We start from the raw sequence: 6,986 nt of genomic DNA on the forward strand, positions 1-6,986 counted from the left end.
TCCGACCAGGACAGCGTGCCCGCGCCCAGGCTCACGCTGCCCGCGCACATCGCGAGCAGCAAGACCACGAGGGCGGCCAGGCCGCCCCCCCTGCCGGAACCATCGTGTGCCCACGCCCTACTTGCCCTGCTCCAGCGCGCGCGCGAGGTCGTCCACGTTGCTCTGCATGGCCGCCAGGCGGCGCTGCCCAGCAGATACCAGTTGAAGCCGTCCAGGTAGACCACGCGCTTGTTCTTCCAGGCCTTGGTCTGGCGCACCAGCTCGTTGTCCAGCATGCGCCGCGCGGAGGCGCCCTCGCGGCCGATGGCGGAGTCGCGGTCGATGACCAGCAGCCAGTCGGGATCCGTCTCGGCGATGAATTCGAACGACACCGCCTGGCCGTGGTTGGAAGTCTGCAGTCCGGACGCCGCCGGCTGGAAGCCGAAGGCATCGTGGATCACGCCAAAGCGCGAACCCGGGCCGTAGGCGCTCATCTTGCCGCCGGTGGTGAGCATGATCAGCGCGCGCCCGCCCCGGCCGCCCGCCCGCGCAGCGCCGAGATGGACGCGTCCAGCGCCGCCAGCTTGCGCTGCGCCTCGTCCTGCCGGCCGTAGATGTCGCCCAGTATCGCCGCATTGCGCTTCAGGCTGCCCACCAGGTCCTTGGGATTCACCGTCAGGTCCACGGTGGGCGCAAGCCGCGACAACTCGTCATACTTGGGCGCCGAGCGGCCCGCTACGAAGATCACCTGCGGCGCGGCCGCGTGGATGACCTCGTAGTTGGGCTCGAACATGCTGCCCACCTTCAGGTAGCGCGCATCCGCGTACCGGGCGAGCTGGGGCGGCAGCTTGGCCGCGGTGGGCACGCCGGTGGGCTCCACGCCCAGCGCGTGCAGGGTGTCGAGCACGGCCAGATCCATGACCACCGTCTTGGCGGGCTGGTAAGGCACGCCGGTCTCGCCGCGCGCATGCCTGACCAGCACCGTCTGCTGCGCGGCCGCCGCCGCGCCCAAGCTTCCCAGGACCAGGGCCGCGCCCGCCCGGGCCAGCCAGCGGCGGACCTGCCCGGTCCGTACTTGCGTCGTCATTCGCACCTCTTGATCGGATGGGCTTGCGCCCGGGTTTCATCAGAACTTCACGCCCACGCCCAGCCAGTAGCGCCGGCCGTCCTCGACGTAGCCGTAGTCGTCGTAGTTCACTTCCTTGTCCAGCAGGTTGTAGATGCCGGCGTAGAGCGATACCCGCTTGTTCAGCGCGTAGGAGCCGCCCAGGTCCAGGAAGGTGTAGGACGGCGCCACCACGGACGAGGACGACGGCCCGGTGATGGGCTGGCTTTCCTTGCCGCGGAAATTCACGCGGGCCCAGGCCCTGAGCGCGTCCGACGCCTGCCAGTCCAGCGTGGCGGTAAACAGATGCTTGGGCAACTGGTTCAGCGGCTGGCCCTTGTATTCGCCGGATTTCTGCTCGGACTTGGTGTAGGTGTAGCTGCTCGTGAGCGACCAGTCCCGCGCCAGCGGCAGCTTCATGCTGGCTTCCACCCCGCGCGACACCGCCTTGTCCACGTTCATGTACGTGGTGGGGTTGGCGCCGAACTGGTTGGGGCCGTCCGTGCACTGCGTCAGCGGGCACGCCACGCGGGTGATCTTGTCCTTGAAGTCGTTATTGAACAGCGTGAGGCCGGCGTTGAAGCCCTCGCCGTCGTCGTACAGCACGCCGATTTCCTCGGTGACCGACTTCTCGGGCGTCAGGTCCGGGTTGCCGTACATGTTGCCGCCGCGGCTGACCTGGCCCCAGCCCGCCACCGTCTGGCGCAGGTCGGGCGCGCGAAAGCCGGTCGATACGCCGCCCTTGAGGGTCCAGCGCTCGGTCATGTGCCACACGCCGTACAGACGCGGGCTGAAGTGGTCGCCGAAATTCTCGTCCTTGTCCATGCGCAGGCCGCCGGTCAGCGCGAAGCTGTCCGTCAGGCGCCATTCGTCCTCGGCGAACACGGCCCACTGGTAGCGCTCCACCTTGCTGGGGCCGCCCTGGATCTGGTTGCCGGTGAGGTCGGTCAGGCGCTGGTTGAGATAGCTCGCGCCCACGTTGAGCATGTGCGAACCCAGCGGCACGGACCAGCTCGTCTGCAGGTCGAGGTTCTTGATCTTCATTTCGCGGCTGCGATTGTCGAACTCTTCCTGCTGGACATAGCTGTCGGACACCGCCCAGCCCCAGCGTCCCGTGTGCGAGAGGGCCCATTTGTTGCTGCGGTAGTCGTTCTCGGACGAGGCCGGGCAGCCGGTGCGCGGGCACGCGACGCCGGGCGCCAGCGGCTCGACCGTCTTGCCCAGCGTCTCCTGGCGCTTCTGGCGCATGGACGTGCCTTCCAGCACGATGTCGTGATCGCGGTTGGGCGTGAGAGCCAGCTTGGCGGTCACGCTGTTGGCGTTGCGTTTGGAGAAGCCGTTGTAGATGTCGTCCTCGTCGCGCTGCGTGGCCTGGCCATAGATCTGCAGGCCCAGCAGGTCGTTCTTGATGGGGCCGGCCAGGTAGAAATTGCCCTGGTAGATGTCGCCGGACTTGCTGCTTTCCTGGATGGTGGTGTCCATGCGGATCTCGCCGCCCCACTCCTGCGGCACCTTGCGCGTGATGATGTTGATCACCCCGCCCATGGCGTCCGAGCCATACAGCGACGACATGGGGCCGCGCACCACCTCGATGCGCTCGATGGCCGACAGCGGCGGCGTCCAGCCGCCTTCCACGCCGGAGGAATCCGAGTTGGTGCGGGTTTCGCGCGAGTTCTGGCGCTTGCCGTCGATGAGGATCAGCGTGTATTTGGGGCCCATGCCGCGCAGGCTGATATCCTGGCGGTCGCCGCCGCCGGTGATGACCACGCCGGGCACTTCCAGCAGCGCGTCGTTGACGTCGCGGTAGAACTTGTTTTCCAGGTCTTCGCGTGTAATCACGCTGATCGACGCCGGAGCGTCCTGGATCTGCTGCTCGAAGCCCGAGGCCGTCACCACCACGGTGTCCAGCGTGGTGGCGCGCCCCTCGGCCTGCGCCGAAGCCGGCCGCGCCGAAGCCGGCCGCGCCGAAGCCGGCCGCGCACAATGCGGCCGCCAGGCGCGTGCGCGCGCCCGGGCCACGTCTCGCCGTGGCCAGATATTTCCTGCTCATCGAGTGACTTCTCCCGTCGCCACCCGGTTCGCGCGCCCCGCGCGCACTCACCGGGCGATCTTTCTTGGTTATGAATGAAAACTATTCTCATATTAAAATCGGATGCATCCCGGGCCGGCAACGGGCTTTCGGCAACTTTTATCTTCTTTGCACTTCTTGACACACCGGCGCCGCGCCATCGGCCAAACTGCCGGTTGCAGAACCCCTATGGCTTTCACTCATCCCTCCGCAATCTCCCGCAGCATCCTGCTCATCGACGATGACGTCGAGCTGGCGCAGATGCTGTGCGAGTATCTGGAGCCCGGGCTGTGCCGCCTCGCCCTCGCGCACAGCTGCGCCGAAGCGCGGCCCCTGCTGGCCCGCGGCGATCTCGACCTGATCCTGCTCGATCTGATGCTGCCGGACGGCAGCGGGCTGGACCTGCTGCGCCAGTACCGCCGGCACTCGCGCCGGCCGGTCATCATGTTCACGGCGCATGGCGGCGAGGCCGACCGCGTACTGGGGCTGGAATTCGGCGCCGACGACTATCTGGCCAAGCCTTTCAGTCCGCGCGAACTCAAGGCGCGCATCACGGCCGTGATGCGGCGGTTCGAAAGCGCGCCCGAGCCTTGCGGCCCGCACCTGCGCGTGGGGCCGCTGCGCCTGGACCCGGCCAGCGGCGTGGCCCGCCTCGGCGAGGAAGACATCGCGCTCACGGGCGCCGAACAGCGGGTCCTGGAGATCCTGATGCGCACCCCGGGCCAGGTCGTGGCGAGGGACCAGATCAGCCTGTATGCCCTGGGTCGCGTGCCCGACCGCTACGACCGCAGCATCGACACGCACATCAGCAGCCTGCGGCGCAAGCTGCGCATGGACGGCGCGCCCGAGGGCCTGGCGATCCGCAACCTGCGCGGGCTGGGATACGTGCTGGCGGCGGGCCGGGCATGACCTGGCTGCCCACCCGCTCCCTCTTCTGGCGGGCCTTCCTGACGTTCTGGGGCGCGATGGCCGCCATCCTGGTGTGCGGCATGGTGCTGACCGCCGCCGTGGCGTGGCTGCGCTTCAATTCCCTGGACGGCCTCAGTCCGGCCAGCCTCACGCGCGACGCCGCGCAGGTGGCCGTGACCGAAGGCGAGCCCGGCCTCAGGCGCTGGGTCGACGCCATGACGCGCCACTACTCCGCGCTCAAGATCTATCTGCTTGACGACCGGGACGCCGACATCCTCGGCCGCCGGCTGCCGGCGCGTCACGCGCGACTGGCTGGCCGCGTACCGCACCTCGCCCGACCGCCTCCGGGAAACCGATATGCGCCGCGCCGACCGCATTCCGGAACGCGTGTCCTGGTGGGATCCGCACCTGCTGGCGCTGCCCGACGGCACGCAGCGCCTGCTGCTGTTCCTTCCGTTCGACTCCTCGCACTGGGAGCTGCTGTCGCTGACGCCGGTGGCGCTGGCGCTGCTGCTGTTCGCCTTGGCCGTCACCGCGCCCCTGTGCTGGGCGCTCACCCCGCCACGTCGCGGGGCCGGTAGCGCTGCTGCGCCAGACCACGCAGGCGCTCTCGGCCGGCAACCTGGCGGCGCGCACGCCCGCCAAGGTCGCGGCCCGCCGATGACGAGATCGGCCTGCTGGCGCGCGATTTCAACGCCATGGCCGAACGGCTCAACGCCCTGGTCGGCATGCGCGAGCAGTTGCTGCACAGCATTGCCCACGAGCTGCGCTCGCCTCTGGCGCGCCTGCAGCTGGCGCTGGAACTGGCGCGCAACAAGGACGAGCGGCAGGCCGTGCAGCTCGACCGCATCGAACGCGAGTGCGAACGGCTGGACGCGCTGGTCGGCAACACCCTGAGGCTGGCGCGGATGGGCGCCCTGCCCGCTCCCGCCGAAGTGCGCGACCTGGCCGGCATCGTGGAAAACGTGCCGGTGCCCGCCGAGGGGCTGGAACTGAAGGCAGGCCCCGCCGAAGGCGCGGCGCGCGCTAGGGCCGCCGGGAAACGCCCGCAGCTCTGCGCCGCGGCCTTGCCGGGTCCGTTTCCCGGGCCTGCCGAGGCCCGCCCGGGCCGGCTCAGACGCCGGTCAGCGCCTCGCGCCAGCGCCGGCGTTTTTCTTCGTAAGGCATGGCCGCATGCGCCGGACTGGTGGACGGCAGCACCACGAATTCCAGGGCCTGCGCCCGCGGCGGCAACGCGGGCCGCACATGCCGCGCGAAAGCGCCGCCGCCTTGACTCCGTTGAAGCAGATGCGCCGTATGCCGGCATGCGCCGCCAGAAAACGCCGGAAAATCATTGGGGCGCCAGGCCTCGCGGCGGATGTCGGCGTCCAGGCTGCCGGGGGCGCACGCAGCCGGCAAGCACGTCCCACAACGCCACGCCGGCCGCCCGCAGCGCCCGCAGCCGGGCGTCGTAATGCAGCGCGGCATCGAAGCCCAGCGCGTCCGCCGCGATGGGCCAGAACGCATTGCGCGGATGCGCGTAGTACTGCGCGCGCCGCAGCGACGCGACCCCGGGCATGGACCCCAGCACCAGGATCCGCGCATCCGGCGCGGCCACGGGAGCGAAGCCCTGGACCGCGCCGCGGGAGGGCGGCGCGTCCACCCCTACGCCGCCAGCCGGCTTTCGATGCGGGCCTTGGCTTCGGGCAGGTCTTCGGGCAGCCGCTGGGCGAGCTGGCCGAAGAGTTCTTCGTGCAGCGCCAGTTCGCGGCGCCAGGCGTCGGCGTCGACGGACATGATCTGCTCGAACTTGTCGGGGCTGAATTCCAGCCCGGTCCAGTCGATGTCGCCATAGCGCGGCGACACGCCGAAGACCTGGTCCACGCCCTGGGCCTCGCCGTCGATGCGGCCCAGCATCCAGCGCAGCACGCGCATGTTCTCGCCGAAGCCCGGCCATACGAACTTGCCGTCGGGCCCCTTGCGGAACCAGTTCACGCAGTAGATGCGGGGCAGCGTGGCGCCGGCGTCTTCGAGCTGGCGGCCCAGCTTGAGCCAATGCGCGAAGTAGTCGCTCATGTTGTAGCCGCAGAACGGCAGCATGGCGAACGGATCGCGCCGCACCACGCCCTGCTGCCCCGCGGCGGCGGCGGTGGTTTCGGAGCCCATGGTGGCGGCCATGTAGACGCCCTCGACCCAGTTGCGCGCCTCGGTGACGAGCGGAACCGTGGTGGAGCGCCGTCCGCCGAAGATGAAGGCGTCGATGACCACGCCTTCCGGGTTCTCCCATTCGGGGTCGATGGAGGGGCACTGCGAGGCCGGCGCCGTGAAGCGCGCATTGGGATGCGCGGCCTTGCGTCCGGTTTCGCGCGCGATGGCGGGCGTCCAGTCTTGGCCCTGCCAGTCGGTGAGATGGGCGGGCGGCGTGTCGGTCATGCCTTCCCACCAGACGTCGCCGTCGTCGGTGAGCGCCACGTTGGTGAAGATGACGTTGGCCTTGAGCGTGGCCATGGCGTTGAAGTTGGTCTGCTCGCTGGTGCCCGGGGCCACGCCGAAATAGCCGGCCTCGGGGTTGATGGCGCGCAGGCGGCCGTCGGCGCTGGGCTTGATCCAGGCGATGTCGTCGCCGATGGTGGTGACTTTCCAGCCGTCCATGCCCTGCGGCGGGATCAGCATGGCGAAGTTGGTCTTGCCGCAGGCGGACGGAAAGGCGGCGGCCACGTGGTACTTGCGGCCCTTGGGCGAGGTCACGCCCAGGATGAGCATGTGCTCGGCCAGCCAGCCCTGGTCGCGTCCCATGGTGGAGGCGATGCGCAGCGCGAAGCATTTCTTGCCCAGCAGCGCGTTGCCGCCATAGCCCGAGCCGTAGCTCCAGATTTCGCGGGTCTGGGGAAAATGCACGATGTACTTGGTGGGGTTGCAGGGCCAGGGCACGTCCGCCTCGCCCGG

3 protein-coding genes and 4 pseudogenes are annotated in these 6,986 nt (G+C 69.3%); 3 read left to right on the plus strand and 4 right to left on the minus strand.

Annotated features, from left to right (window positions below; genetic code table 11):
• Nucleotides 1-117 precede the first annotated feature (117 nt).
• Nucleotides 118-1,066: pseudogene (locus AD428_RS20495) on the minus strand (siderophore ABC transporter substrate-binding protein).
• A gap of 39 nt (nt 1,067-1,105) precedes the next feature.
• Nucleotides 1,106-3,134, minus strand: a pseudogene (locus tag AD428_RS20500) (ligand-gated channel protein).
• 207 nt (nt 3,135-3,341) lie between these two features.
• Here AD428_RS20500 and AD428_RS20505 point away from each other — a divergent pair.
• The 3 genes and pseudogenes from AD428_RS20505 to AD428_RS28435 form a co-directional block, all read left to right on the plus strand.
• Nucleotides 3,342-4,061, plus strand: coding sequence for a response regulator transcription factor (locus tag AD428_RS20505; RefSeq protein WP_053246406.1), 720 nt, complete (start codon nt 3,342-3,344; stop codon nt 4,059-4,061).
• Nucleotides 4,058-4,642 carry a hypothetical protein gene (locus AD428_RS28430; RefSeq protein ID WP_235491034.1) on the plus strand — a complete coding sequence of 195 codons (585 nt, stop codon included), beginning with the start codon at nt 4,058-4,060 and terminating at the stop codon, nt 4,640-4,642. The genes AD428_RS20505 and AD428_RS28430 overlap by 4 nt, the downstream gene beginning before the upstream one ends.
• Before the next feature lie 147 nt (nt 4,643-4,789).
• Nucleotides 4,790-4,966, plus strand: a pseudogene (locus AD428_RS28435) (histidine kinase dimerization/phospho-acceptor domain-containing protein); the annotation flags it as partial.
• Between the two features lie 208 nt (nt 4,967-5,174).
• On the opposite strand, the pseudogene AD428_RS20515 reads toward AD428_RS28435, so the two are convergent.
• A pseudogene (locus AD428_RS20515) lies at nt 5,175-5,619 on the minus strand (DNA-deoxyinosine glycosylase).
• Between the two features lie 86 nt (nt 5,620-5,705).
• The coding region (locus AD428_RS20520; RefSeq protein ID WP_053246407.1) for a phosphoenolpyruvate carboxykinase (GTP) at nt 5,706-6,986 on the minus strand (1,281 nt) is incomplete at its 5' end.

It is taken from the genome of Achromobacter sp. DMS1 (assembly GCF_001270295.1).